The sequence below is a fragment of the Streptomyces sp. SID12488 genome (assembly GCF_010548275.1).
In the GTDB taxonomy this organism is placed as follows: Bacteria; Actinomycetota; Actinomycetes; order Streptomycetales; family Streptomycetaceae; genus Streptomyces.
The window spans coordinates 41,530-68,523 of sequence record NZ_JAAGLT010000012.1 but is presented as its reverse complement, the minus strand read 5'-3'; the positions used below and the strand labels follow the sequence as shown (position 1 = coordinate 68,523).

Annotated in this window: 19 protein-coding genes, 1 tRNA gene and 1 pseudogene; 6 read left to right on the top strand and 15 right to left on the bottom strand. The window is 69.8% G+C overall.

Annotation, left to right across the window (positions count from 1 at the left end):
• Positions 1-21: 21 nt before the first annotated feature.
• Complete coding sequence (locus tag G3I56_RS19945; protein ID WP_164410982.1) at positions 22-1,023, bottom strand: glycoside hydrolase family 43 protein; 1,002 nt, start codon at positions 1,021-1,023, stop codon at positions 22-24.
• Between the two features lie 304 nt (positions 1,024-1,327).
• On the opposite strand from G3I56_RS19945, the gene G3I56_RS19940 reads away from it, so the two are divergent.
• Together G3I56_RS19940 and G3I56_RS19935 are read left to right on the top strand one after the other, a co-directional pair.
• Positions 1,328-3,142, top strand: a complete 1,815-nt coding sequence (locus G3I56_RS19940) for an ABC transporter ATP-binding protein (protein ID WP_164410738.1) — start codon at positions 1,328-1,330, stop codon at positions 3,140-3,142.
• 99 nt (positions 3,143-3,241) lie between these two features.
• Complete coding sequence (locus tag G3I56_RS19935) at positions 3,242-6,616, top strand: pyruvate carboxylase (RefSeq protein ID WP_164410980.1); 3,375 nt, start codon at positions 3,242-3,244, stop codon at positions 6,614-6,616.
• A gap of 78 nt (positions 6,617-6,694) precedes the next feature.
• On the opposite strand, the pseudogene G3I56_RS19930 reads toward G3I56_RS19935, so the two are convergent.
• The 6 genes and pseudogenes from G3I56_RS19930 to G3I56_RS19905 form a co-directional block, all read right to left on the bottom strand.
• Positions 6,695-7,171 (bottom strand): annotated as a pseudogene (locus G3I56_RS19930) (ATP-binding cassette domain-containing protein); the annotation flags it as partial.
• Between the two features lie 223 nt (positions 7,172-7,394).
• Positions 7,395-7,922, bottom strand: coding sequence for an NUDIX hydrolase family protein (locus tag G3I56_RS19925; protein WP_164313498.1), 528 nt, complete (start codon positions 7,920-7,922; stop codon positions 7,395-7,397).
• A gap of 91 nt (positions 7,923-8,013) precedes the next feature.
• Positions 8,014-8,724: a response regulator transcription factor gene (locus G3I56_RS19920; RefSeq protein WP_164410736.1), complete on the bottom strand. Its 711-nt coding sequence runs from the start codon at positions 8,722-8,724 to the stop codon at positions 8,014-8,016.
• Positions 8,725-8,832: 108 nt separating this feature from the next.
• Positions 8,833-10,839, bottom strand: a complete 2,007-nt coding sequence (locus G3I56_RS19915) for an FtsX-like permease family protein (protein WP_164410734.1) — start codon at positions 10,837-10,839, stop codon at positions 8,833-8,835.
• 275 nt (positions 10,840-11,114) lie between these two features.
• Positions 11,115-11,801: an ABC transporter ATP-binding protein gene (locus G3I56_RS19910; protein ID WP_164410732.1), complete on the bottom strand. Its 687-nt coding sequence runs from the start codon at positions 11,799-11,801 to the stop codon at positions 11,115-11,117.
• 35 nt (positions 11,802-11,836) lie between these two features.
• A complete protein-coding gene (locus tag G3I56_RS19905; protein ID WP_164410730.1) occupies positions 11,837-12,205 on the bottom strand; it encodes a DUF4333 domain-containing protein in 369 nt (122 codons plus the stop codon).
• 154 nt (positions 12,206-12,359) lie between these two features.
• Here G3I56_RS19905 and G3I56_RS19900 point away from each other — a divergent pair, with 154 nt between their 5' ends.
• Positions 12,360-13,526 carry a histidine kinase gene (locus tag G3I56_RS19900; RefSeq protein ID WP_164410728.1) on the top strand — a complete coding sequence of 389 codons (1,167 nt, stop codon included), beginning with the start codon at positions 12,360-12,362 and terminating at the stop codon, positions 13,524-13,526.
• Positions 13,527-13,650: 124 nt separating this feature from the next.
• On the opposite strand, the gene G3I56_RS44765 is transcribed toward G3I56_RS19900, so the two are convergent.
• From G3I56_RS44765 to G3I56_RS19885, 4 genes are all read right to left on the bottom strand, one after another.
• A complete protein-coding gene (locus G3I56_RS44765; RefSeq protein WP_275406763.1) occupies positions 13,651-13,776 on the bottom strand; it encodes a hypothetical protein in 126 nt (41 codons plus the stop codon).
• Positions 13,777-14,162: 386 nt separating this feature from the next.
• A complete protein-coding gene (locus G3I56_RS19895) occupies positions 14,163-14,645 on the bottom strand; it encodes a DNA starvation/stationary phase protection protein (protein ID WP_164410726.1) in 483 nt (160 codons plus the stop codon).
• 36 nt (positions 14,646-14,681) lie between these two features.
• Entirely contained in the window at positions 14,682-14,924 is a 243-nt protein-coding gene (locus tag G3I56_RS19890) for a WhiB family transcriptional regulator (RefSeq protein ID WP_164410724.1), read from the bottom strand.
• 111 nt (positions 14,925-15,035) lie between these two features.
• A complete protein-coding gene (locus tag G3I56_RS19885; RefSeq protein WP_164410722.1) occupies positions 15,036-15,884 on the bottom strand; it encodes an alpha/beta hydrolase in 849 nt (282 codons plus the stop codon).
• Between the two features lie 158 nt (positions 15,885-16,042).
• Here G3I56_RS19885 and G3I56_RS19880 point away from each other — a divergent pair, with 158 nt between their 5' ends.
• A complete protein-coding gene (locus tag G3I56_RS19880; RefSeq protein WP_164410720.1) occupies positions 16,043-16,837 on the top strand; it encodes a sulfite exporter TauE/SafE family protein in 795 nt (264 codons plus the stop codon).
• Between the two features lie 13 nt (positions 16,838-16,850).
• Here G3I56_RS19880 and G3I56_RS19875 read toward each other — a convergent pair whose 3' ends face one another.
• From G3I56_RS19875 to G3I56_RS19865, 3 genes are all read right to left on the bottom strand, one after another.
• Positions 16,851-18,941: an MDR family MFS transporter gene (locus G3I56_RS19875; protein WP_164410718.1), complete on the bottom strand. Its 2,091-nt coding sequence runs from the start codon at positions 18,939-18,941 to the stop codon at positions 16,851-16,853.
• Positions 18,942-19,017: 76 nt separating this feature from the next.
• A complete protein-coding gene (gene cobF / locus G3I56_RS19870) occupies positions 19,018-19,806 on the bottom strand; it encodes a precorrin-6A synthase (deacetylating) (protein WP_164410716.1) in 789 nt (262 codons plus the stop codon).
• 47 nt (positions 19,807-19,853) lie between these two features.
• Positions 19,854-20,390: a DUF309 domain-containing protein gene (locus tag G3I56_RS19865; RefSeq protein WP_164410714.1), complete on the bottom strand. Its 537-nt coding sequence runs from the start codon at positions 20,388-20,390 to the stop codon at positions 19,854-19,856.
• 101 nt (positions 20,391-20,491) lie between these two features.
• Here G3I56_RS19865 and G3I56_RS19860 point away from each other — a divergent pair.
• Positions 20,492-20,565 (top strand) — tRNA-Pro (locus G3I56_RS19860).
• 181 nt (positions 20,566-20,746) lie between these two features.
• Positions 20,747-21,061, top strand: coding sequence for a hypothetical protein (locus tag G3I56_RS19855; RefSeq protein ID WP_164410712.1), 315 nt, complete (start codon positions 20,747-20,749; stop codon positions 21,059-21,061).
• A 500-nt stretch (positions 21,062-21,561) separates the two neighbouring features.
• Here G3I56_RS19855 and G3I56_RS19850 read toward each other — a convergent pair whose 3' ends face one another.
• Entirely contained in the window at positions 21,562-26,778 is a 5,217-nt protein-coding gene (locus G3I56_RS19850; protein ID WP_164410710.1) for a family 43 glycosylhydrolase, read from the bottom strand.
• Positions 26,779-26,994: the final 216 nt, after the last annotated feature.

Here is a 26,994-nt window from a genome sequence, read left to right as displayed (position 1 = left end):
CGGCGTTTCCGCGCAGCGGTGTCAGCCGCCGCCGTCGAGGTCGGCTCGCCGGCGGAGCACCCGCAGCTCATCGCCGACGATCTCCATCTCGTACAGCTTGCCCCGCGCGTTCTCGAAGGGGCGGTGGAGAACCATCATCAGCCTGCCGTCGAACGTGTGGAAGAGCATGCCGTGACCGCTGTCGTCGCGGACCAACGGCCGGTGCTGCCGCCACGGCCCCGTGATGGTGCCGGACTCCGAGACGGCGTACGTCTGCACGTAGCCGCCGCTGATGTTCCCGTCCGCGCCGACTACGTTCTTCTCGTACGTCGACCACAGCATGAGCAGCGACCCGTCAGGGGTGCGGTGGAGCTGAGGACCGTCGGTGATGTACGGCGGGAGCTGGTTCGGCAGGCCGCCGGGGATCTCCTCAGTCAGCCAGGACGCGTCCGAGGCCTTGAACAGGAAGACCGGATCCCCGATCGTCCGGGACAGGTCCGGGGCCAGCCGGATCGCCTCCATGGTTCCGTCGATGGTCTGCAGCCACTCGTGCGCGTACACCATCCACGGCTGTCCGGCCGGGTCGACGTGGAGCGTGCCGTCGAGCGTCATGAGGTTCGCGGGCGGGGTGGGGCGTGCGGGGTCGACGACGGTGAACGGGCCCAGCGGCGAGGAGGAGACGGCAGTGATCGTGCCGCGCATGTAGGCGGGGATCTGGAACGGCGTACCCCACCGGTTGGGCGGAGGCACCGGAAGCGGCCTGTCCTGGTTGTGCAGCGTGGTGAACAGGTAGTACCTGCCGTCCCATTCGTGGACCTCCGGCGCCCAGCCGCCGTCGGTAGCCCACATCTCCTTCTGCTCGGCAGCCAGGAAGACCACCACAGGGCGCGTCCAGTCGCGCAGGTCGTGGCTGCGGTAGACCATCGTGCCGGTGCCGTCCACGCCTGATACGGACGGGTCGTTGGACGTGTAGAGGTAGTAGGTGCGGGTCTTCTCGTCGGCGACGACGAACGGATCGTGCAGCGGCATGTCGGGAAGCCGCATCGGGGCGGTGTCGGTGTCGGTGTCAGCCACGGTCGAAGGATAAACGGGCCTGTCCGGCCTGAGCTCGTACCCGTGTTCGCACCCGTCCGGTCTGGGCTCGTATCCGTGTTCGGGCCTGCTGTTGGCCGAGAAAAACGCTTGGACCACGCGGGCGCCGTCGCGGGACACTGGGACTTCTGGCCTGCCCGTACGCACACTTCGGCGCCGCCGCGAACCTCGCGGGGGCTCCGTCGTCGTGCCCGTCTGCCGGGACGACCCCGGCGACAGCGTGTGGCGGGCCGCCCTACGACGACACAGGGTGAGAATGGGATCGTCCGAATCTCGCGAGGTCCCACCGGGCAAAGGGCCGGTGCTCCTCGCGCTTCGATATTACGTACGGGAGTTGGCCCGCCTCAGGCGGCTTACGCTCCCCGCGATGTTGCTGCCGGCGCTCGGCAACATCGGCCTCGCCTACATCGCGCCACTGATCGTCGCGAAACTCGTCGGCCGAATCGCCGACGAGGGCAGCATCACCGCCGGCTCGGCCATGCCCTACGTTCTCGCCTTCGCCGGCGTCATGCTGTTCTCGGAGGTGCTGTGGCGCCTGGGCCTGCACTGCCTGAACCGCGTCGACGCTCGTGGCATCGAGCACCTGTACGTGATCGGCATGGACGAGTTGTTCGCCAAGGACGCCGCGTTCTTCCACGACAACTTCGCCGGGTCGCTGACCAAGCGCGTCCTGAGCTTCGCCTCCCGGTTCGAGGAGTTCGTCGACACGCTGACCTTCCAGCTCGTGGGCAGTCTGGTGCCACTGGTGTTCGGGTCGGTGGTGCTGTGGCGCTACGAACCGCTGCTCGTGGTCGGCCTGTTGGCGATGCTCGCCCTGACGGGGCTGTGCGTGGTGCCCCTCATCCGGCGTCGCCAGGCGCTCGTCGCCAAGCGCGAGGAGGCGATCGCCCGGGTGTCGGGCCATGTCGCCGACAGCCTGATGAACATGGACACGGTCCGGGCGTTCGCCGCCGAGGAGCGTGAGGCCGCCGAGCACCGGTCCCGGGTCGCGGCTTCGCGGCGGCTCATGCTGAGGTCGTGGGACTACGGCAACCTGCGCATCGACACACTGGTCGCGCCGCTGTCCGTACTGACCAACGCCCTGGGTCTGCTGCTCGCGGTCACTCTCGCCGGGGGCGGACACGGCGTGGAGACGGTCGTGGTCGCCTTCACGTACTACTCGAACGCCACGCGGATCATGTTCGAGTTCAACCAGATCTACCGCCGGCTGGAAAGCTCGATGACGGAGGCCGCGCAATTCACCGAACTGCTGCTGACGTCGCCGACCGTGCTCGACCCGGCCGCGCCGGAGGCCTTTGAGTCCCGGGCCGCCGACGTCCGCTTCGACAACGTGACCTTCGCCCACGCGGGCGCCGCTCCGCTCTTCGAGGGCCTTGACCTGGCGGTGCCCAGCGGGGCGAAGATCGGCCTCGTCGGCCGTTCCGGCGGGGGCAAGACCACGCTCAGCCGGCTGCTGCTGCGGATGACGGACATCGACGCCGGCCGGATCATGATCGGGGGCCAGGACATCAGCCGACTGCGCCAGGCGGACCTGCGCGGCCTGATCGCCTACGTGCCGCAGGACCCGGCGATGTTCCACCGCACGCTGCGGGACAACATCGCGTTCGCCAGGCCGGACGCCACCGACGCCGAGATCCGCCGCGCGGCCGAGGCGGCGCACGTCACGGAGTTCGCAGACGCGCTGCCGGACGGCTTCGACACCATGGTGGGCGAGCGCGGAGTCAAGCTGTCCGGCGGTCAGCGCCAACGGGTCGCCCTGGCCCGGGCGATCCTGCGCGACGCCCCGATCCTGCTGCTGGACGAGGCCACCAGCGCCCTGGACTCCGAGAGCGAGATCCTCGTTCAGGAGGCCCTGTGGCGGCTCATGGAGGGCCGTACGGCGCTCGTGGTGGCGCACCGGCTGAGCACGGTCGCCACCATGGACCGACTGGTCGTCCTCGACCGCGGACGGATCGTCGAGCAGGGCACGCACCAGGAACTGCTCGCGACGGAGGGTGCCTACGCGAAGCTGTGGCAGCACCAGTCGGGCGGCTTCCTGGACGACACCCCTGCCGGGGCCGATCTCCACTGAACGCGGCCCCGGCGGGGGTAAGTGGCCCGGCTCACATGGCGCGAGCCGGGCCGGGCCGACACCATGGGGCGCGTCACCGGCAGGCTGAAGGGATCCAGGATGTTCCGCAAGGTGCTGGTCGCCAACCGAGGTGAGATCGCGATTCGCGCGTTCCGCGCCAGCTATGAGCTGGGCGCGAGGACCGTGGCCGTCTTCCCGCACGAGGACCGCAATTCACTGCATCGGTTGAAGGCCGACGAGGCCTACGAGATCGGCCGGCCGGGACACCCCGTCCGGGCGTACCTCTCCGTGGAGGAGATCATCCGCGCCGCACGACAGGCGGGCGCGGACGCCGTGTACCCCGGCTACGGGTTCCTCTCGGAGAACCCCGATCTGGCGAGCGCCTGCGAGGCAGCCGGCATCACCTTCGTCGGGCCCAGCGCCGACACGCTGGAACTCACCGGCAACAAGGCGAGTGCGGTGGCCGCCGCCCGCGCCGCCGGAGTACCGGTGCTGGCCTCCTCGGCGCCCTCCGCCGATGTGGACGAACTCGTCCGCGCCGCCGAGGAGGTCGGCTTCCCGGTGTTCGTCAAGGCAGTCGCCGGCGGTGGCGGGCGCGGCATGCGGCGGGTCGAGGAACCCGCCCAGCTGCGCGAGTCCATCGAGGCCGCGGCCCGCGAGGCGGCCTCCGCGTTCGGGGACTCCACGGTCTTCCTGGAGAAGGCGGTCGTCGAACCCCGTCACATCGAGGTGCAGATCCTCGCCGACGGGCAGGGCAACGTCATTCACCTCTTCGAGCGCGACTGTTCGGTGCAGCGGCGCCACCAGAAGGTGATCGAACTGGCCCCCGCGCCGAACCTCGACCCGGAACTGCGTGACCGGATCTGCGCCGACGCCGTGCGGTTCGCCCGGGAGATCGGCTACCGCAACGCGGGCACCGTGGAGTTCCTGCTCGACCGCGACGGCAACCACGTCTTCATCGAGATGAACCCGCGCATCCAGGTCGAACACACGGTGACCGAGGAGGTCACCGACGTCGACCTCGTGCAGTCCCAGCTGCGCATCGCCTCCGGCGAGACACTCGCCGACCTGGGGCTCTCCCAGGAGACCGTCACCCTGCACGGGGCCGCACTCCAGTGCCGTATCACCACCGAGGACCCCGCCAACGGCTTCCGCCCGGACACCGGCCGGATCAGCGCCTACCGCTCGCCCGGCGGCTCCGGCATCCGGCTGGACGGCGGCACCACCCACGCCGGTACGGAGATCAGCGCGCACTTCGACTCGATGCTGGTCAAACTCACCTGCCGGGGCCGCGACTTCGAGACCGCGATCAGCAGGGCCCGGCGTGCCGTGGCCGAGTTCCGGATCCGCGGCGTGGCCACGAACATCCCGTTCCTGCAGGCCGTGCTCGACGACGCGGACTTCCGGGCCGGCCGGGTCACGACATCGTTCATCGAGCGACGACCGCACCTGCTCACGGCACGTCACTCCGCCGACCGAGGCACGAAACTGCTCACCTACCTCGCCGACATCACGGTGAACAAGCCGCACGGCGAGCGGCCCGAGCTGATCGACCCGGTCGGCAAGATCCCTCCCCTGCCGAGCGCGGAACCGCCCGCCGGCTCCCGGCAGCGGCTCGTCGAACTCGGCCCGGAGGGCTTCGCCCGATGGCTGCGCGAGTCACCGACCATCGGCGTCACCGACACCACGTTCCGCGACGCCCACCAGTCACTGCTGGCCACTCGGGTCCGTACCAAGGACATGCTCGCCATCGCCCCGGTGGTGGCGCGGACCCTGCCCGAACTGCTGTCCCTGGAGTGCTGGGGCGGCGCCACCTATGACGTCGCGCTCCGCTTCCTCGCCGAGGACCCCTGGGACCGCCTGGCCGCCCTGCGCGAGGCCGTGCCGAACATCTGTCTGCAGATGCTGCTGCGCGGCCGGAACACCGTGGGCTACACGCCGTACCCGACCGAGGTGACCGACGCCTTCGTCCAGGAGGCCGCGGCCACCGGCATCGACATCTTCCGGATCTTCGACGCGCTCAACGACGTCGGGCAGATGCGGCCCGCCATCGACGCCGTACGCGAGACGGGAACGGCGATCGCGGAGGTCGCCCTGTGCTACACGTCAGACCTGTCCGACCCGTCCGAGCGGCTGTACACCCTGGACTACTACCTCCGGCTGGCCGAGCAGATCGTCGACGCGGGCGCGCACATCCTGGCCGTCAAGGACATGGCGGGCCTGCTCAGGGCCCCGGCCGCCGCGACCCTGGTATCGGCGCTGCGCCGTGAGTTCGACCTGCCGGTGCACATCCACACCCACGACACGGCGGGCGGCCAGCTCGCCACCTACCTCGCGGCGATCCAGGCCGGTGCGGACGCGGTCGACGGTGCGGTGGCGTCGATGGCGGGCACCACCTCGCAGCCGTCGTTGTCGGGCATCGTCGCCGCAACCGACTACTCAGAGCGGCCCACCGGGCTGAGCCTGAAGGCCGTGGGTGACCTGGAGCCGTACTGGGAGAGCGTCCGGAAGATCTACGCACCGTTCGAGGCGGGCCTCGCCTCGCCGACCGGGCGCGTCTACCACCACGAGATCCCCGGTGGGCAGCTGTCCAACCTGCGCACCCAGGCGGTCGCGCTGGGCCTCGGCGACCGCTTCGAGGCGATCGAGGCGATGTACGCCGCCGCCGACCGGATCCTCGGCCGGCTGGTGAAGGTCACCCCTTCGTCGAAGGTGGTCGGCGATCTCGCACTCCACCTCGTCGGAGCCGACGTCTCGCCGGACGACTTCGAGGCGACGCCGAACAGGTTCGACATCCCCGACTCCGTCATCGGCTTCCTGCGCGGCGAGCTGGGCAACCCGCCCGGCGGCTGGCCGGAGCCGTTCCGCACCAAGGCGCTGGAGGGCCGCGCAGCCGCCAAGCCCATGGCGGAACTGACCGCGGACGACCGCACAGGGCTGGCCAAGGACCGGCGGGCGACACTCAACCGGCTGCTGTTCCCCGGGCCGACGCGCGAGTACGAGACGCACCGTCAGACCTACGGCGACACCAGCGTGCTGGCCAGCAAGGACTTTTTCTACGGGCTCCGTCCCGGGACGGAGTACGCCGTCGACCTCGAACCGGGCGTACGGCTGCTCATCGAGCTGGAGGCCGTGGGCGAGGCCGACGAACGCGGCATGCGCACCGTGATGTCCACGCTGAACGGTCAACTCCGGCCGATCCAGGTGCGCGACACCGCCGTGTCCTCCGACATCCCGGCGACGGAGAAGGCGGACCGGGCCAACCCCGGGCATGTCGCCGCGCCGTTCGCCGGAGTGGTGACCCTTGCCGTCGCCGAGGGGGACGAGGTGGCGGCCGGCGCCACGGTGGCCACCATCGAGGCGATGAAGATGGAAGCCGCGGTCACCGCCTCGAAGGCCGGGAAGGTGACCAGGCTGGCCATCAACAGGATCCAGCAGGTGGAGGGCGGCGACCTGCTTGTCGAGATCGCCTGAATCCGGTGCGGCCCGGCTCCTGGGCAGCGGCGACAACCCCTCGGGAGTCGGGGCTCAGGACGCCTGTCCGCCGTAGTACTAGCCCTCGGGGCCGCCGACCACGGCATACGGGGCAGGCGTGAGCGAGGGTGGGGAGGCTTCGGCCGGATCGGCGGAGGCCTCCCTTCGGGAGCTGTGCAGGCGGGTATAGGTGCCGCCCAGGGCGAGGAGTTCGTCGTGGCGGCCGGTCTCCACGACGCGGCCCTGGTCGATGACGAGGATGCGGTCCGCGTCGGGAGCCAGATCCAGGTCGTGCGTGATCACGATCGTGGTGCGGCCGGCCATCAGGCGGCGCAGCGGTCCGACGATGCGGCGGGAGGCGATCGCGTCGAGGCCGGTTGTGGGCTCGTCGAAGACGAGGACCGGCGCGTCGCGCAGTACGGCCCGGGCGATGGCGAGGCGCTGCAACTGCCCACCGGACAGCCGCGCCGAGTTGGGGCCGACGCGGGTGTCGTACCCGTCGGGGAGCGCGGAGATGAAGCCGTGCGCGTCGGCTGTGTGGGCCGCCGCCTCGACGCTGCCGTCGGGCCGCCCTGTCCCGGTGCGCGCTGGACCGGGGTGCACGGGAGGAGTTCCGCGCGGGCGGGGTGTTCGGGGATGTTGCCCCGGCCACCCCGCCGCCCGATGAAAGGAAACTTGACACGGCCCCGTGTGCCGTCAGTCGAAATCTCGGAATTCAATTTCCATGGAAATGATGTGGAAACCTTGGTAATTCCTGGGATTTGACAGTCTGCCCTGTTCAGGACAGGCGGCCGACATGGGCGAGGGCCTGCTTGAGGAGGACTCCCTGGCCGCCCGGCATCTCGTTCTGGACCACGGGGGAGGACGCCTCCTCCGGGCTGAACCAGACCAGGTCCAGGGCGTCCTGGCGGGGACGGCAGTCGCCGGCCACCGGGACGATGTAGGCGAGCGACACCGCGTGCTGGCGCGGGTCGTGGAACGGGGTGACCCCCAACGTCGGGAAGTACTCCGCGACGGTGAAGGGCTGCGGGGAGGCCGGAACCCGGGGCAGTGCCACCGGGCCGAGGTCCTTCTCCAGGTTGCGCAGGAGGGCGTCGCGCACGCGCTCGTGGTGCAGGACGCGGCCCGACACCAGAGCGCGGCTGACCGTGCCGTCCGAACTGATGCGCAGGAGCAGGCCGATCTTGGTGACTTCGCCGTTGTCGTCGACGCGCACCGGTACGGCTTCGACGTACAGGATCGGCATCCGTGCGCGAGACTGCTCGAGCTCGTCGGGTGCCAGCCAGCCGGGCGTGGTTTCGATCATGTCAGACATTTGCTGATCGTACTTTCAACTCGTCCTGTTTCTGCATAGCCGCTTCACGTCGAACGCGCCACATTCGGGTGACTCGCCACCCTCACGCCTCCGGGCGCGCATGTCCGTTCTGCCATGCCCAGGCCGCGATCTCCACCCGGTTCCGGGCGGCCAGCTTCGCCTGCACACTCGACAGGTGCGTCTTGACCGTGGAGAGGGAGACGAACAACGCGGAGGCGATCTCGGCGTTGGTACGGCCCAGGGCGACCAGCCGGACCACGTCGAGCTCCCGGTCGGTGAGCGGCTCCCTGAGCGTTGCCGTGGAAACCGGGGACGGGGCCGCCGGGCGGGACGCCGTGGCCTGCGGGGCGGTGATGTGCTGGAGCAGACGGACCGTGATCGACGGCGACACGAGGGAGTCACCGGCCGCCGCGGCTCGTACCGCCTCCGCGAGGAGGACGGGCCCCGAGTCCTTGAGCAGGAAGCCGCAGGCGCCGCCGCGCAGTGCCCCGTACACGTACTCGTCGAGGTCGAAGGTGGTGACCACGACGACCCGCATCGGGTCGGCGACACCGGGACCGGCCAGCAGCCTGGTCGCCTCCAGACCGTCGAGCTTGGGCATCCGGATGTCCAGCAGGCACACGTCAGGACGCTCACGGCGGGCCAGCGTCACTGCTTCCTCCCCGTCGGCGGCCTCGGCGACCACGGTGATGTCGGGCTGGGCGTCCAGGAAGAAGCGGAAGCCGGTACGGACCATGTCCTGGTCGTCCGCGATGAGGACACGGATCGGAGGGCTGGGCGGGGCGGCGGTCATGGCTCGATCATGCCTCAGGGGTGGGGTGGGGTGGGGTGGGGAGGGGAGGCTGAGAGGAAGGGGCGGGAGCTGGCCTCCTGTGGTCGGTCCTGACGTCGCACTTCGTCCTCAGTCGGCCGTCTGCGCCGCATCCGCCGTGACCGCCCGCAGCAGGGGTCTGCTCGCTCCGATCGCCGCGAACATGGTCAGTGCGCCCACGGTCACGCACACCGCCAGGGTCATCGCGCCGGAGGTGCTGATCGTGGTGTCGAACAGCTTGTTGACCTGGAAGGCGGCGTAGATTCCGGCGGCGGTGGTGCCGCCAGCGAGGACGACCAGCGGGAGGACCGTCTCACGGAACCTGGCCCGGTCCAGGAGCTTCAACGGGGTGCCGGCCAGCCGCAGCAAGGCGTAGACGCGCCGCCGGTCGAGGACGTTCGCGGCGGCGGTCAGCCCGGCGGAGGCGGTCGCGACGAGGAAGCTGACGGCGAGGGCGGCGGTGCCGAGTTCGCCAAGCCGGCCGGTGAAGGCATCGTTCTCGGCGGTGGCATAGGCCTGGGTGTAAGGGAGCTTGCCGGGCACCAGGCCCGACAGTGCGGTGACCGCCGTGTCGAGCTGTGAGGTGCTGCCGGAGACGTGGACGACCACTCCCGGCGTGCCGAACAGTATTCCGTCGTCGCCGTCGCTCGTGGTGACGGTCGCTTTCACACCGGCCGCGTGGAGCAGCGTGCGGGCCTCGGCGGTGGCGGTGCGGGCCGTGGCGGTGCTGGTGGTGGGTACGGCGACCTGGCCGGGGAAGCGGTAGTCGTCGATGCTCACGTTGCCCACGGTGAAGAACCCGGCGACGAACCCGGCGAGGACAAGTCCGCTGACGGTGCGCCAGGAGCCGCGCGGGTCGTCGCTGAGCCGGCGCGCGGCCAGCAGGGTCGCCGGGCGGCGGGCGAAGCGGGCCGTGATCCGCCCGAGTCGGTCCACGACCCACGGGCCGAGCAGCCAGAAAGCGCCGTAGAACATGAGCAGCATCGCCAGTTGCTGACGGGCGCTCGCGTCGCCCGACGAGGCCGTCACGTAGATGTAGATCAGGACCGCGGCGAAGAGGACCAGGCGGACGAGGCGCGTACGGCGCGGGTTCGCCTGCTGGGCCACGCCCAGGGGAGAGATCGCCACCTGACGCAACGTCATCATGGCGCTCACCGCGATGAGACCGGCCACGAACGCCACGACCGCCAGCAGCCAGGGCAGCCCCACCCACAACTGGCCGGTGTACCAGGTGCCGATGCCGAACGGGATCTCCGCGAGCGCGGGCAGCAGCAGACAGTACGCCAGCGCGCCCGTCAGGGCCCCGGCCGCGCCGACCACCGCCGACTCCAGGCCGGTCATCGCGACGATCTGGCGCGGTGTCGCCCCGGCAAGTCGCAACGCGGCGAGCCGTTGCTCACGCCGGGCCGCCCCGAGCCGTCCGGCGGCTGCGGCGAGCACGATCACGGGGACGGCGACAATGGCCACCCCGATCGACACCGCGGGCTTGTCCGCCGAGGTGAACACACTGACGTCGGTTCCGTCGAAGCCGGAGACCACCGCGCGTGCGGTCTGACCGCCGAACTGGCCGAAGAGGCCGAGTGGTTCGGCCGCGGTGGAGACCGCCGGGTCGGAGGCATCCCTCCCTATGACGGCCACCAGCTCTTCGGGCGCCGCGAGGCCGCCGTCGCCGATCCTGCCGTACGAGGACACCTTCGGGAAGCGGTCGGCGAGTTGGTTCGCCGGCGTCCTGTGCAGCAGATCGGCCAGGGCGGGCGAGACGTACATCTGCCCCGGCTCGGGGAACGAGGCCAGCCCCGGGGGCGCCGGAGTCGCCTTGTGGCCGGGCAACTGGGCCAGCGCCACGACGGTGACCGGGCGGTCGCCGAGGTACGTCGTCCCGAGCGTCTGTACGGCGGTGCCGTGCCGGTCGGGGGCCGGGGTGCGCCAGGCCGTGTCGTGGGCGCGGGCACCGCTGCCGAAGAAGGCGGCCGTCAGCACCAGCAGGATCAGCGAACCGACGGCCGCGGCGCCGGCCGCCAGCAACTGGCTGTGCAGGCCGCGGCGGCCGGAGCGGCGCGCGAGGAACCACGTCAACTGTGGGACGGGCGAGGACATGAGGGCTCCGGGGTACTCGGAAGGGGCGGAGAAGGCCGTGCTCGGGCAGGCGCCGGGATGCGGGATGTGGGACGCGGCGGGACGGGAGCGGCTGGTGATCAGGGGCGGGACGGAGGAGGGGCGCGAGTGCGTCGGAGGGCGGAGCCGTCGGCGGTCGCGGTACCGATGGCAGCGGTCCGTCGCGGAGGCGGAGGACGGGAGGCAGCGGTGAGAGAGGAGGGCAACGTGGTGGGGACCCCTTGCCGGGTAGGGCGTCGCCAGGGCGTGCCCGAGGCTCAGGGCGCGACGGTGTACTGGTGGTGGCCCGTGATCCGGCCGTCGCGGACCTGGAGGACGCGGTCGCAGTGGGCGGCGACGTCCGGGTCGTGCGTGACCATCACCAGGGAGGCGCCCTGTTCACGGGTGACCGAGGTCAGCAGCAGGACGACCTCCTCGCTGGTGACCTGGTCCAGCGCGCCGGTCGGCTCGTCGGCGAAGACCACGTCGGGCTGGACGACCAGCGCGCGGGCTATCGCGACGCGCTGGGCCTGACCGCCGGACAGCTGACCGGGGCGGCGCTTCTCCAGACCGTCGAGGCCGAGCGGGGCGAACCAACGGCGGGCGAGGGAGACGGCCCGGCCACGGGACATGCCGTCCAGCATCAGCGGCAGGGCGATGTTCTCCTCGGCGGGCAGTTCGGGCAGCAACTGGCCGAACTGGAAAACGAATCCGAACCGCTTGCGACGCAGTGCGCTCAGCCGGTTCTCACCCAGGTTGTCGATGCGCTCACGATGCAGCAGAACCTCGCCGCCGTCCGGGCGGACGACTCCGGCCAGGGTGTGCAGGAGGGTCGACTTCCCGGACCCCGATGGACCCATGATCGCCAGAGACTCGCGGACGCCGACCTTCACGTCCACGCCGTGCAGTGCGACGGTGGAGCCGTACTTCTTGGTCAGGCCGAGACCGGCCAGGACAGTGCTCATGGTCTTCTCGTTCTCCTCGGTTGCCCCGTCGCCGCTCAGCGCTCGAACTTCCAGGTCACGGAGGTGTTCGTCGCCGTGACCACCGTCACCGGTATGTCGATGTCCTTGCCCGTGCCGGTGCGGCCCGTGCACGTGATGCTCGCGCCGGCCACGGCCTTCAGCCCGGTCGGACAGGACACCCGGGAGACCTTCGTGCCCACCCAGGGCAGCGGGTGGAACTTGCTCTGGGCGCGACCCGCGACGATGTCCGCCGCCAGCGCCTTGTGGCCGTCGACCGCCACCGTCGTGTACTTGTCCAAGGAGCTCGTCGACTCGGTGCCCGCGAGCAGATGGGTTCCGACGCCGGCCAGCGCGACCGCGGCTGTCGCGCTGGCGATCACGCTGATGAGGGCTTTGCGCTGCATCTCGTACTCCTGAAGGTGGGGCGGGGTGGGCAGTGGCTCCACTCTGTCCCGCGGGCGGGAGCGCGCGCCTCGGCCGTCCGGCCACCTTTCACGGACCCGGGCCTCGACCTTTCGGCCGATACGGCCGCGGCCGTCCGCGCATACGGTGATTCGCATGAGATCGGATTCGTCCCGCAGCTGCGCCACGGCTTTCGTCGTCACGCTCCTGGTCATGGCCGGGATCCTTGACGTGCTCAACGCGAGCGAGAGCGGTTACGCGATCTGGCCGCATGCGGTCGTCCTGGTTCCCGGGTTCGCCGCCCTGCTGTGGCCCGCCCGGCGGCGTCCGGACTGGCTCACCCCGCAGCTGCGCACGGGCGCACCGGCCGCCGCCTCGCTGTTGTTCACGGCGGGTTCGCTGCTGCTGGGCAGCCAGGCCTCGTTCGGCCCGGGCGAGACGGTCGTCCTGCTGAGTCTGCTGTTCATCGCGGTACGGCACTGTCCCCAGCCATGGGCCGTCGTCTGCGGGGTACTGAACGGCGCCGCGCTGCTCGGTACACCCGCGCGCTTCTATCAGGACGACGAGTTCAGCCTGCTGGGCTTCATGATGGTGGCGCTCGTCCTGATCGGCGTCGTCGGCGGCCTGGCCGTGTTCCTGCGCTCGCAGGACTACCGGCGAGCCGTGGCGGTTGTCGAGACCCGGCGGGCGGAACGGGTGGCGATCGCCGCCGACCTGCACGACTTCGTCGCCCACCATGTCACCGGCATCCTCGTCCAGACCCAGATGGCCCGGATGATGGCCACCACCCAGCCGGAGAACCTGGACAACGTCCTCGCGGGCATAGAACGCGCGGCCACGGAAGCCCTGGCGTCGATGCGCCGTACCGTCGGCGTGCTGCGGGACACCGGCCCGGAGGCCGCCGACCGCAGACCCGTCGGTGACCTGGCCGGCATCGAGGAACTGACGGACGGCTTCGCGAGCCCGGTCCAGCGCGTCACCCTCGACCGGGACCCCGCGGTGCCGGACGACCTCCCGCACGAGGTGCAGGCCGCCGCCTTCCGGGTGGTGCAGGAGGCACTGACGAACGTACGACGGCACGCGGCCGACGCCGGCGAGATAACCGTCCGGCTCCGCCACGACGGCCGACGACTGGAGGTCGGTGTGACCGACGACGGCCGGGGTGGCACCCAGCTCCCGGCCGCCGCACACGGTGGCGGCTTCGGCCTGGTCGGCCTCATGGAACGCGTCACGGCCCTGGGCGGTGACCTCCGCGCGGGGCCCCCGGGCGGACAGACGCAGGGGTGGGAGGTACGGGCACTCTTCCCCACGGGGAAGACATGACGCGGCGGAGTTCTCCGGTGGCACGACCGGGATCTGCTGTCCAGGCTCCAGGCACTGAAACCGGTGTGCGACTGGGAGACATGCTCAGCTCCGGCTTCGCCGACATTCGCGACATGACGTTCACCTACATCGGCGTCCGGGCCATGGACAAGCTGATCCGCTTCACGCTGCTGGTGCGCGGCGGCGAACCGGTCCTCCGGGACTTCGCTCCGCTGCCGCGCACCACCGGCTCCATGACCAGCTCCACCACCAGCTCTGCACCCCTTGGTTCGACTCAGTCCACGGCAAGGACGGCCCGCCCACGCGCGCCCGCGCCGGGACCACCATCCTGCGTGCGCCTTCCACCCGGACGGGGACATCACCGAGGAAGTTGGCCCCAAGATCGCCACTGAACTGCGCAACCCACGGCCTCGGAGCCGAACCGTGTGGCGTCGACCTGGCCGAGATGCCGATCCTGATGGCCCTGCGCGCCGGAAGGCATTGAGGGTTTCGAGGGGCAGGTCTTCTGTCAGGCCTGCCGCACAATCAACCCGGATGAGATCTCCCTCCTTCCCCCAGGCCCGCGCATGGTCGACAGGGCCTACGGAGACCTGGGTGAGGGAGGGAGATGCGAAGGCGAAGGAGAAGGGAACCAGGTCAGGCGCCGCGGGTCGCGTTCTCCGCCTCGAACATCCAGCGCTGCTTCTCGAGTTCGGCCGTGATGCCGATCAGCAGGTCCTGGGTCACCGGATCGGCTTCCTCCGTAGCGCCGATGCGTTCACGCAGACGCTCGATCGCCGTCGCCAGTGCCTCGACGAGGAGCTGGACGACCTCCGTGTCCTGGATCCAGCCGTCCTTCGGGCCCTGGAACACGGAGGCCGAGGCGACGGTTTCCGGGCGGCCGTCCGGTGACACGCCGAGCGCCGCCGAGCGCTCCGCGACCGTGTCGGAGAATGCGCGGGCAACCGTCACGACCTCGTCGAGGTGCAGGTGGATCGATCGGAACCTGGGCCCCACGATGTTCCAGTGGGCCTGCTTCCCGATCAGCGACAGCGCCAGCAGATCCACCAGGGTCGCCTGCAGGGCGTCGCCGGTGATCCGGCGCTCCGGCTCGGGCAGGCTGCTCTTCACGACGGTCATGGGGTGCTCCTCCTCGTTTCGCGGTCCGGATTCTCGCTACCGGACCCGTTCTCTCGTGGCACGGAGCAGTGCGGCGCGTTCCTCTTCGCAGGTGCCGCCCCACACGCCCGCGGTCTGACCGCTGCGCAGTGCCCAGTCCAGGCACTGCGGGGTCACCGGGCAGTGGGCACACACCCGCTTGGCGGCGGCGATGTCCCGCACCGCCGGTCCCTTCGTGCCCACGGGGAAGAACAGTTCGGGGTCCTCTCCCGTGCAGGCTGCTCGCCGCAACCACTCCATGGAAACGCGGGTGCCCAGGTCGGAGGGACGGAAACGTGACGGAACCGGCCACCCGGGACGACCGGGAGCGATCAACGACCGGAGGTGAGGTGCACAGGTGGAGGAGAGTGATCATTCGGCTCGGGGCGCGAGCACCCGGTCCACGAAGGCGGTCAGCTCGGCGAAGGCCGCCGCCCTGTCCGTCTCCAGGAAGACTTCGTGCCGGGCGCCCGGAAAGATCCGCTCGGTCCAGTCGGTGCCGCGCAGTTCCTCGACGCCTACGCGGCTCCCGGCGAGCGGGACGAGCCGGTCGTCGTCGCCGTGCAGCCACAGCAGCGGTAGCGGTCCGACGTCACCGCTCTTCGCCACGGTCTCCAGGGTCCGTACGAACGCCTCCAGCGTCGGCCGTTTCATCGGGCCGTGCCAGACCAGCGGGTCGGCCGTGTACGCCGCCCCGACCTCTGGATCGCGGGACAGCGCGGCCGGGTTGACGGGCTGGTCGGGGATCTCGTCGAGTTCGAGCAGCCGCCCCGGGAGGTCCCAGCTGCCGAGCACGGGCGCGGAAAGGACGAGCGCGGCGAGTTGGTCGCCGTACCGCTGGGCGTAGCGGGCCGCGATCAGGCCGCCGGCGGAGTGGCCGATCAGGACCACCGGCATGTCCGGGTGGGCGGCCCGGGCGTGGTCGGCGACAGTGTGCAGGTCGGTGACGACGTCCTCGAAGTCCACGATCACCGCCCGTTCGCCCGCCGACCGGCCATGTCCCTGGTGATCGGGGCCGAGAACAGCCGCGCCGTGGGCCACGAGGACGTCGGCGAGCTCCTCGTAGCGGCCCACGTGTTCCCCGTACCCGTGGGAGAGGAGGGCGAGGTAGCGAGGTGGGTCGAGCGGACGTCCGGAATCGCTGCGGGCGGGGCGGGGCCACTCGTGGACGGCGATCGTGCCCCTGGTGCCGGTGAGGACGTACTCGCGGGACTCGGCCATGGCTTCTCCGGGTGCGTCATTGAACGGGTGCGTGGTGTGTGTGGATCTTCCCAGGGGCGGGGCGGCCGGTCCACGCTGACGCGTCGGGGTGGGGCAGGGGTCACCTGGCGAGACGGTGCTTACGGCAGCAGTTGGGTGGGCCTAGCATCGGTGTCCGCATGAACACGATGACGCTCTGGCACATTACGCACTGGGAATTCGCCGCGCTGGCCGCCGCGGCGGTGCTCGTCGGCTTCTCCAAGACCGCCGTCAGCGGGGCCAACACGGTCAGTCTGGCGATCTTCGCGGCCGTCCTGCCCGCCCGCGAGTCCACCGGTGTGCTGCTGCCCATCCTGATCGCGGGGGACGTACTGGCCGTCCTGACCTACCGCAGACACGCCCACTGGCCGACCCTGTGGCGGCTGTTCCCGGCGGTCGCGGTGGGCGTGGTCGTCGGCACCGTGTTCCTGGTGTGGGCGGACGACAAGGTCGTACGGACCTCGATCGGGGCGATCCTCCTGTTCATGGCCGGGGTGACGGTGTGGCGCAGGCGGCGGGCGGAAGCAGAGGCGGCGTCGGAATCGGAGGACGACGAACCGGACGCGGTGAGCACACCGGCCGGCCGCCTCAAGGCCCGCTCTTACGGTGTCCTCGGCGGCTTCACGACGATGGTCGCCAACGCGGGTGGCCCGGTCATGTCGATGTATCTCCTCTCGGCCGGTTTTCGGAAGCTCGGCTTTCTCGGCACGTCGGCGTTCTTCTTCCTGATCGTCAACGTCTCGAAAGTCCCCTTCAGCGCCGGCCTCGGCCTGATCGACGGCCACTCGCTCCTGCTCGACGCCTCGCTCGTGGTGTTCGTGATACCCGGTGCGTTTCTCGGCAAATGGGCTGTGAGCCGAATCAACCAACGGCTGTTCGAGCAGTTGGTGATCGCGGCCACGGTGGTGGGCGGGGCGCAATTGCTGCTGCGCTGATCAGCGACGCAGGTTACGACCCGGACGCGCCCCCACCCGCTCCCGACAGTGCCGCGGGACGGCTCGGCAGGCTGCTGCTGAGGTCCTCCACCAGGAGGCGTTTGGCGATCGTGTCCACCGCGGCGCGCAGGTCGTCGCCCGAGGGGCGGCCGAGATCCTGTTCCACTCGGCCGGCCAGCCAGGTGCCCCAGGCATTGCCGATCACTTCGGCCTCGCGGGTGCCCGCCTGGGTGTGGGAGAAGAAGGAGCCGGTGCGGGTCAGGTAGCCCTCCTCGACCATGCGGTCGAAAACCGGGACAAGCACCTCGGGCGGCATGTGACGGCGGGCGGCGATCAGGCCGAGGCTGGCGTGGCCGACCATGCGGGTGAACAGTTCGACCTGCATCACGGCCCAGGCGCCCGCGATGTCGAGGCGGGTGTCGGAGTCGCTGACGATCCGGCGCGCGGTGTCCAGATCCGTACTGCCGATGATCTTGCCGACGGAGGCTTCCAGCAGTCGGCGCGAGTCCGGGTTGCTAGGCGTCGCGAAGCCGTCGCCCATGTCCGTCGACGCCATCCGCGCGCTGTCGCGCAACTGGACCTGCTTGAGGAACAGGGCGACGACGAAGCCGAGTAGTGCGACCGGCACGGTCCACAGGAAGACGGTCTGGATGGTGTCCGCGTACGCGCGGATGATCGGCTCGGCCGCCTTGGCGGGGAGATGGTGCAGGCCGTCCGGGCTGGTGGCCGCCCTGGTGACGGTGGCCTGGTCCGCCGTGCCCGTGCGGGCGGCTTCTGCGATGCCCTCGGAGAGGTTCGGGGTCAGCGAGTTGGTGTAGAGCGTGCCGAAGACCGCGGTGCCGAACGAACTGCCCAGCGTACGGAAGAAGGTGACGCCGGAGGTCGCGGTGCCGAGGTCGGCGTACTCGACGGTGTTCTGCACGGCGATCGTCAGCACCTGCATGCCCAGGCCGATACCGGTGCCGAGGACGAACATGTAGAGCGAGGCCAGCCAGGTGCTGGTCGACGCGTCCATGAGGGAGAGGAGATACAGGCCCAGGCCCATCACCGCCGAGCCGATGACCGGGAAGAAGCGGTACTGGCCGGTCTTGCTGACCACGTTGCCGCTGAAGACGGACGCGATCAGCAGACCCAGCACCATGGGGAGCGTTCGCACGCCGGAGACCGTCGCCGAGTCGCCGTCCACGTACTGGAGGAAGGTGGGGAGGTACGTCATCGCGCCCAGCATCGCGAAGCCCACGATGAAGCTGAGGATCGAGCAGACCGTGAAGACGGGGTTGCCGAACAGCCGCATGGGCAGCATCGGTTCGGCCGCGCGGGACTCCGCCCAGCAGAACAGGCCGAGCGAGACCGCGCCGCCGACGAACAGCGCGATGATGACGCCGGAACCCCACGCGTACTGGTTGCCGCCCCAACTCGTCGCCAGGATCAGTGCGCTGGCGCCGATCGCGACGAACGCGATGCCCAGATAGTCGATGACCGGGCGTACCGCCGACTTCACCACCGGAATGGTGCGGGCCGCCGCGACCACGACCACGATCGCGATGGGAACGTTGACGTAGAACGCCCAGCGCCAGGTCAGATGGTCGGTGAACAGGCCGCCGAGCAGGGGCCCGATCACCGTCGCCACACCGAACACGGCACCGATCGCGCCCTGGTACTTGCCGCGCTCCCGCAGCGGGATGACGTCAGCGATCAGGGCCATCGCCGTGACCATCAGCCCGCCCGCCCCGATGCCCTGCATGGCCCGCCAGGCGATCAGCAGCGTCATGTTCGTGGCGAGCCCGCACAGGAACGAACCGGTGATGAAGACGATCGCCGAGACCTGGAAGACGACCTTGCGGCCGAACAGGTCGCCGAACTTGCCGACCAGCACCGTGGCCACGGTCTCCGCCAGCAGATACGACGTCACCACCCACGACATGTGCTCGGCACCGCCGAGGTCCGACACGATCGTCGGCAGGGCCGTGCCGACGATCGTCTGGTCCAGGGCGGCCAGCAGCATGCCGAGCATGATCGTGACGAAGACGACGTTGCGGCGGCGGGAGTCCAGCACAGGTGGTTGCGCGGCGGTGGGCGGTGCGGTGTCCTCGGCGACTGTCACGAGGTCACGATCACACCGGTGGTACACCCGTGCAAGGGGTGGCGTCCGGCGGGGTGCCCAGCACGAGCCCCGGTGCCTACGGCTGCTCGGGCGGGGGCTCCCCGGGGTTCCGGCGCAGCAGGTACGTGTCCATGATCCAGCCCTTGCGCTCACGGGCCTCGGCACGCATCCGCTCGATACGGGGTGCCGCCTCGGCGATCGGCCCGGAGACGAGGATCTCGTCCGGGGTGCCTATGTAGGCACCCCAGTAGATGTCGATGTCCTCGTCGGCGTACTCCCGGAAGGCCTGATGGGCGTCCAGCATCACCACCACGTCGTCGACCCCCGCCGGAAACCCCTCGGCGAGCCGTCGCCCGGTGGTGATCTGGACGGGACGCGCGACCCGGTTGAGCCCTGTGCGATGCCGGGCGACCAACGCGGAGACACTGCTGATGCCGGGCACGACGTCGTACTCGAAGTCCACCGCGCCCCGCCCGAGGATCTCCTCCAGAATCCCGAGCGTACTGTCGTACAACGAGGGATCGCCCCACACCAGGAACGCCCCGCTCTCCTCCGCGCCGAGCTCCCCGGCGATCAGCCGCTCGTAGATCTCGGCCCGGGCCCGCCGCCAGTCCCCGACCGCGGGAGAGTACGCGGCGCCCCCGGCCGTCCGGTCCCGCTCCGGATCGCGCACCTCGACCAGGCGGTACGTCCCTTCCAGCACATGCGTGTCGAGCAGGTGCCGGCGGAGTCGCACGAGGTCGGACTTGGCCTCGCCCTTGTCGAGGACGAAGAACACGTCGGTGTCCCGCAGCACCCTGACCGCCTGGAGGGTGAGCTGGTCGGGGTCGCCCGCGCCGATACCGATGACATGAATCTTCCGCACGCCCCGAGTCTGCCGCACACCACTGACAACGCGGCCTTCGTCCCAGGTCAACCGCCGACCGTACGGCTCGACAGCCGCGGTGCCCGGGCCACCGCGTCGACGGCCGCCGCCTCGCGCTCCACCTCCGCCGCCAGCTCCCGCGCCCACGTGACGACCCCAGCGAGGTCCATGCCGTACGGCTGCGGTCGCGCGTCCACGGCTGCCCACTCCTCGACCGCGTCGGCGCCGCGCCGCAGCAGCCGGACACCGCCCGTCACGTTCCCGCGCGCGGCGTGCGTGAGCCCCACGGCCAGCTGCGCGAGTCCCCGCCACAGGCCGCGCTCCTCCTCCGGCCCCGACTTCCAGGCGTCCTCGAAAACCTCGTGCGCGTGGAACGGTTTCCCCGCGTCCAGCAGCGCCTGCGCCTCGGCGACGCTGTCCTCGGGACGGCGTACGACCCCTTCGGGCTGCCGGTCCACGCCGTGCTCGCCGTACGGCAGCGGGCGCCCGAGCCCGTCCCGTGGCCGCGCGTTGCGCGCCCGCCCCTCCCCGTCCCGATCCCGTCGCCCGCTCACTGCTGCCCGACCCTCCGACGCACTGCTCATAGTCCGATTGTCGCGCGCCACCTGCCGCCTGCGGGCCAGCCCTTGACGTGGGGTAGGGTTCTGCTCGCGTGATCACGCGGGGCAACCGCGGGACGACGCACCGGGACGTGGCGCAGCTTGGTAGCGCACTTGACTGGGGGTCAAGGGGTCGCAGGTTCAAATCCTGTCGTCCCGATTTGAGAGAGTCGCAGCTCAGGGGCTGTTTCGGAGCAATCCGAAACAGCCCCTCTGCCGTTCCCGGGCTACTGCCGACGCGCGAGCCAGTCGGCGAAACGGTCTCGCCGAGGTGTGCGTCCGGTCCCGGGACGAGTGTGGTGTCCCGCAGCTCGGCACCGGAGTACGGGGCGTGCGGGTCCGTGACGACTGTGCGCGGGTCGTTCCTGGCGGCGAGAACCTCGCGCAGGAGCTCGTCGAGCCGGAACCGGTCGGGGCCCGCGATCTCCACCACGCCGTCGACCGGCGTGCCGACCGCGGTACGGCAGACGGCCGCGACCACGTCGTCGGAGTGGACGGGCTGGAACCCGACGGGGGCCGGCCGCACGGTGTCGCCCTCGGTGGACATGTCCGCGATCGTGTCGACGAACTCGAAGAACTGGGTGGCGTGGGCGAGAGAGTACGGGATGCCGGACTCCCTGATCAGCTCCTCCTGGACCTGCTTGGCACGGAAGTAGCCGCTCGCCTGGAGGCGCTGTGTGCCGACCACGGACAGGGCCACGTGGTGTGTCACACCGGCCCCGGTCTCCGCCTTGAGGAGGTTGGTCGTGGGGGCGTGGAAGAAGTCCATGACGGGCCGGTCCTCGAAGGAGGGCGAGTTGGACACGTCGACCACGACCGTCGCGCCCTCCAGAACCGCCGCCAGGCCCTCGCCCGTCAGCGTGTTGACGCCCGTGTTGGGCGAGGCGGCGACCGCCTCGTGCCCGTGCTCCTTGAGCCTGACGACCAGCTTCGAGCCGATGAGTCCGGTTCCACCGATCACTACGATCCTCATTGCCGATTCCTTCCGCGTTCGGTCTCCGTACTGAGAGAGACCGGGCAGCGGCTCTCCCTGTGACAGGGATCGCCGGAATCGGGCGGCGCAACGCCGAGGGCGCGCACATCGAGCGGGCGGTCAGGCCCAACTCGGTGTGCGCGCCCTCAGGTCCGGGTGTCCGGCGCGACGTGTGCCTCCCGCCTATCGGCGGAAGACGATGCCCTTCGTCGCGGTCCCTGTGCGGTTGTCGTACACGACGTCGCCCGTGGACTTCTTCCAGATCTTGATGCGGAACGTGTCCGGCTTGTCCGTGGCCGTGACGCGGAAGGCGTAGCCGTCCTTGCCGTTGACCGTGCCGGAGCCCTGGTACACCGCGGTGGAGCCGGTGACCACCAGCCAGTCCGAGGACGTGGAGCGCAGCCGCACCTTCGCCTTGGACTTGCCGGGCGCCGCGAGGTCGAAGGAGGCCGTGGCCGTCGGGACCGTGGCGCCCTTCCGGTAGAAGGCGCCGAAGGAGAAGGCCGCCTTGCCGGTCAGCTTCGGGTCGGCCGGGTAGGCGCCCGGCCGGGAAGCGATCACGCCGGTGCCCGCCACGCCGGCCTTGGGGTCGAACACGATCAGCTCGGGGAGCTGAACGGTGGCCGAGGCATTGTCGTCGTCCGTCACCGTGATCGTCGGGCGGAAGATGCCCGCCTTCAGGTAGGCGTGGCTCGCCTCACAGGTGCCGTTCGTGACCTTGCCGGATGTCGGGGTGGTGCCGTCCTTCCAGTCGATCCTGCAGGTGTGGGTGTCGGCGCGGCCCGGGTCGGTGAACTTCGCCGAGACGCGCGCCGGGGTGTTCTTGCCCGCCGGGACCGGGGTCTTCGGGCCCTGGACCGAGGTGATCGACGGCGGCGCGTTCGTGACGGTCACCGTCAGGGTGTCCTTGCTGCGACCACCCGTCAGCGTGACCTCGTACGTGCCGTTGTCCTGGCAGGTGATGGACGTCGGGATCGTCGTCCTGCTGGAGAAGGTGCAGGGAGTTGTCGGGCTCACGCTCCAACTCGGCTTGCCTGCACCGGAGATGGTGCCCGTGAGCGGGATCGCGCTGCCTTCCTGGCCCTTGGCGTCGGCGCCCGCGTGGACGATGGTCACCGGGTCGATGCTCGACAGGGTCGGGATCACCTTCTTGATCAGGCCGTCGGCGTCGAACTCCATCTTGTCGATGGTCGTCTCGCGGTGCATGCCGTCACCGCCGGGGATGGCGAAGCGGTGGTAGACGATGTACCAGTCGTCGGTGTTCGGGACGTGGACCACCGAGTGGTGGCCGGTGCCCTTGATGCCCAGCGAGAGGTCCTTCTGCAGGATCACACCGCGCTTGGTCCAGGGGCCCGTGGGCGAGGAACCGGTCGCGTAGGCCACCTGGTAGTTCTCGTCCCGGGTGTCGTTCTCCGACCACATCAGGTAGTAGGTCCCGTTGCGCTTGATGACGAACGAGCCCTCGTTGTAGTTGCTCGGCGTGATGTCGGTGATCTTCGACGTGTCGAAGGAGACCATGTCCGCGTTGAGCGGCACCACGTAGGCCCTGCCGTTGCCCCAGTAGAGGTACGACTGGCCGTCGTCGTCGGTGAAGACCGCCGGGTCGATCATCTGGCCCGGGTGGTCACCGGCCTTCAGCAGCGGCTTGCCCAGGGCGTCCTTGAAGGGGCCCGTCGGGGAGTCCGACACCGCCACGCCGATGTTCGCGTCGGCGCAGAAGTAGAAGTAGTACTTGCCGTTCTTCTCCTCCATGGCCGGCGCCCAGGCGCGGCTGTCGGCCCAGCTGATGTCGGGACCCAGGTCGAGGATGACGCCGTGGTCCTTCCAGTGGACCAGGTCCGTGGAGGAGTACGCCTTGAACTGCGTACCGCTCCAGCCCTCGAAGCCGTCGGTGGTCGGGTAGATGTAGAAGGTGTCGCCGAAGCGCACGATGTTCGGGTCGGCGTTCAGGCCCGGCAGCACCGGGCTCTTCATCTCCACGGCCGACACCGTCCAGGTGCGCTTCTTGCCGTCGGATCCGGTCACCTCGTACGTCACCGGCTTGGTGAAGTCGCGCAGGGTGCCGGAGGCGGGGCTGATGGTCGCGCCGTGGGCCAGGGTGAACTGCGGTGCCAGGGCCTTGACGTTGCTGCCCGGGTTCAGCGGCAGGACGATCTTGCTGTCCTTGTCGGTGATGATCGCGTCGACCTTGAGCGCCGGGTGGGTCGCCGCGGCGATCCCGGTGGTGTTGCCGCTGATCTCCAGGACCTCGGCGGGCGTCAGGGCCCGGTTGTAGATCCGGAAGTCGTCGACCTCGCCACCGAAGTACGGGTCCGGGGAGTACATGGACTTGCCGATGTATCCGGAGTAGTCCTTCGCCGGGTCGTACAGATCGGAGGGCTTGATGGTGACACCGTTCACGCGGGCGGTTTCGGCGCCGTCCACGTAGAGGATCGCCGTCTCGGTCGCGCCGTTCAACGTGACGGTGACGTGCTTCCACTCGCCGGCGGTGAGCTTGGAGCCGCCGATCATCTGCTTCTCACCGGACCAGGTGGCCTTGGTGATCGCGGAGAACAGCTTGCCGCCTCCGTTGGAGGGCGAGGCGAACAGGTACTTGTTGCTGTCGGGGCCGAGGCCGAACAGCCACTGGAAGTTGTCGCCGCCCTTCCACTTGACGTACGTGGAGACGGTGACGCTGGTGGTGTCCTTCAGGACCCCGTTGGGGATCTTCACGTAAGGCGAGCTGGAGCTGCTGTTGCCGCCGGACATCTTGAACGAGCCGCCCTCGACTCCCGTACCGAAGTCGGGAGTTCGGACGTAGGTGCCGTGGTAGCCGTGACCGCTGGAGTCGCGGGCGATGCTGCCGCCGGTCTCGTCGAAGTCGTAGTGCAGGAGCAGGTCGGCCGGGACGTCCGGGCCCTCGGCGGAGACCGTGACCTCGGCGCTGACCGCGATCGCGGAGTCGCCCGCCAGGTCGCCCTTCACCGTGAAGGTGCCGGCCTGCGCGTACTGCGACTCGGCCACGGCCTCCCAGGTGACGGCGACGGGCCGCTTCACACCGTCCGCCGACTCGGCGATGACGGTGGCGGGCAGGACCGGGGCGTCACCGATGCGCGTCTCGACCTTGACGTCCTCGGCGCTCGTGATGATCTGGTCCGGCTGGTAGGTCTTCAGGAGCCGGTCGTACTCGGTCTGGGTGACCGGGAGCACGGTGCCGTGCCGGGGCTTGGACGGCAGGTCGTAGGCGGTGGACGGGGTCCAGACGCCGGAGGCGAGGTCCGTCGTCTCGAAGGGGATGTAGCCGCGACCGCCGAACTCGTCGAGGAACGCGTACCACTTCTCCTCGGTGTTCGACTTGAACACCAGGGGACCCTCGGCCGCGCTCATCGCGCCCTTGCCGATGCCCTCGGCGACGGCGGTGTAGGACGGGTTGAGGATCGAGTCGCTCTTCTCCTCGAAGATGAACTTGCTGTTCGGCGTCGAGGAGCTGTTGTTCCGCTCGTCCTTGGACAGGCGGTAGTAGGTGTCCTTGTCCTTGATCATCGTGGAGTCGATGACCGAGTAGCCGCGGTCGATCCACACCTTGGGTGTGCTGAAGGTGCGGAAGTCACGGGTGGTCGCGTACATCATGCGGTTGTACGTGTCGCCGGAGTGGTCGGCGTTGTCGTACAGCTTCGAGGCCCAGAAGACGACGTACGAGCCGAGTTCGGCGTCGTAGAACGCCTCGGGCGCCCAGGTGTTGCCGGCGGAGTCGGGGGAGACCTTCACCAGGCGCTGGTCGGTCCAGTGGACCAGGTCGGTGGACTCCCACACCATGATCGACTTGCTGCCGGTGCGCTGGGAGGCGTCCCAGTCGCCGTTGCCGTAGATCCGCAGGTCGGTGGCGATCTGGTAGAACTTGTCGCCCTCGGGGGAGCGGATGATGAACGGGTCGCGCAGGCCCTTCTCGCCGAGCGTCGAGGTGAGGACGGGCTTGCCGTCGTTCAACTCCCGCCACTTCAGCGGGTCGTTGCCCTTGCTGAGGGCCGCGTAGAGCTGTTCGCCGTCCGAGGTGCCCTCGCCGGTGAAGTAGCTGAACATGTAGCCCTTGAGGGCTTCCTTCGCGGGGAGTTCGGGGACCTTGGCCGTCAGGGTGCGGGTCGTGGTGGCGGTGCCCTTGGTGATCGTCGCGGTCAGGTCGACCGTCGTACCGCCGGCGCCGTGCGCGGGGCGCTGGACCACACCGTCGGTCGCGATGACGTCCGTGTTCGCCGAGGACCAGGCAACCGCCGTGCCGTAGAGGCCCGTTGACGGCAGCGTGATGTTGCCGCGTACGTCGTCGATGTTCGGGACGGTCAGGGCCTCGGCGGCCTGCTGAGTGGCGGTGGCGTCGTCGAAGGTGGCCGGGACCGTGACGTCGAAGGTCTTGGTGTCGCTCGCCGGGCCCTTCTTGATGGTCGCCGTGAGCGTGGCGTGGCCGTCCGGCTGACCGGCGGCCGGGCGGGTGACCGCGCCGGAGGCCGAGACCACGGAGGCGTTGTCGCTCGCCCAGGTGATGGCGGAGCCGCCCGCCGGGCCCGCGCTCGGCAGGGTCAGGTCGGCGGTCACCGCGCTGGTGTCGCCCAGTGTCAGGGCCGACTTGTCGGCGGCGACGCCCTGCGCGGCGATGGGGAGGGAGAGTTGCTCGACCTCCGAGCCCGCCAGCGCCCGGTTGTACACCCGGAAGTCGCGGATGTTGCCCTTGAACAGGTTGTCGCCGGGGTACACCGACTTGCCTATGTAGTTGGCGGTGGTCGTGCCCGAGCCGATGGAGCCGGGGGTGAGGGTGACCGCCGTGTTGCGGCCGACCTCCACGCCGTCCTCGTAGAGGACGCCCGTGTTGCCGGTCTGGGTGTAGGTGATCTGCTTCCAGACCGCCCGCTGCAGGTTCGTGCCCGCGTTCCGCGTCGTCTGTTCCGTCGACCAGTTGCCGCTGGCGATGGAGGTCCGGTACGCGTTGCCCGTGGTGAACAGGTAGCCGTTGCCGGCCGAGCCGTTGGTGTTGCCGAAGCCGTAGATGAAGTACGGGTTGGACTGGGCGGAGTCGATCTTCACGTCCATCGAGACGGAGATCGAGCTCATGCCGCTCATGATGTTGTCCGGCACCTTGATGTAGGTGTCGGAGCCGTTGAAGGCAAGGCCATCACCGGAGTTGGACCAACCGGCGGTCCCGGTCACCGTGCCCGTACGGCCGTTGCCCGAGGAGTCGGCGACGGTGGTGCCGGAGGCCGCGTCGAGCTTGTACCAGAGGGCCAGTCCGTCGGTGATGTCGGCCGCGTCGGCGTGAGCGGGGGCAGACATGGCCAACGGGCCGGCGAGGCCGAGGAGAAGCGATGCGGCGGTCAGTCCGGCGAGCCGTGGTGACCATGGTCTGCTGCGGCCGCGTGATCTCGCGAGTTGCATCGTTTCGGCTTCCTCTGCTCGGACACGGTGGGAGGTAGGGGGTGTAACGGGAGACATCAGATTTCGTCTGTGTGTCCGCGCGTTGCGAGAGTGTCAATCGGTGCGACCTGAGGCGTCAAGGGTTTTCGAACAACGTTCGGCGGGTCGGACAACAAGTTTTTACGCGTGGGACGTAAAGCGGAATCGAACCTGTCACAAACGTTGACGCGTGTACGC